Origin of the sequence: Kitasatospora nipponensis, from assembly GCF_039528135.1 — a bacterium.
Taxonomy (GTDB): Bacteria; Actinomycetota; Actinomycetes; order Streptomycetales; family Streptomycetaceae; genus Kitasatospora; species Kitasatospora nipponensis.
This window is the reverse complement of the sequence record NZ_BAAALF010000795.1, coordinates 1-655: the sequence shown is the minus strand read 5'-3', so window position 1 is coordinate 655 and position 655 is coordinate 1. Positions and strand designations below refer to the sequence as shown.

Sequence of the window (655 nt, the reverse complement as noted above, 5' to 3'; positions counted from 1 at the left end):
CTCGAAGACGTGCCCCTCCAACTCGAAGCGGTCCGACCCCAGCAGCTCGGGGATCACCACCTCCGTCGCCAGGTTCGCCCCCAGGAGGGCCCAGGTCTCGAGCTTCGCCTTCCAGGTCGCCTCGATCTTGGCCAGCGTGGCGGGGGTGCACACCACCCGCACATCCGGGAACGCCTGCCGGATGACCTGCAGTCCGAAGTAGTAGTCCGGGTCGGCCGCGCTGACGAACACCGTTGTCAACCGCTTCCCCGAGTCGATGACATCGGCCAGCACCCGATGCTGCTCGGCAAGCGTGAACTGACCGTCGATCAGAAGAGCCTCACGCTCCCCGGTCACCAGCACCGACGTCTTGTACATCCCCGGCTCCCCGGCGGTATGCACGCTGTAGACCAGCTCGGACGGCATCCAGGCCCTCATCTCCACACCGACCCACACACGGCGAACACCGCGCAATGACCCCAAATCATCCCATCTGTCCATGCGCCGGACCCGCCCGCCGCGCTGACACCCGGCGCCCGCGACAAAAGTCTTGTGCCGCCCCGCCGGGGTGCCCAATACTCCCTGTCAGCGCGCCTGTCAGGGGCAGATCACCCCAAACTGCCGCCTTTCTGACTGCGCCTCACGGCCCCACCCCGACATGGGCACTCCCAGGAGG

General features: G+C 67.2%; 1 protein-coding gene. It reads right to left on the bottom strand.

The genetic code is table 11. The annotated features are described in order from the left end of the window. The coding region (locus ABD323_RS43390; RefSeq protein WP_486327184.1) for an MBL fold metallo-hydrolase at positions 1-405 on the bottom strand (405 nt) is incomplete at its 3' end. Positions 406-655: the final 250 nt, after the last annotated feature.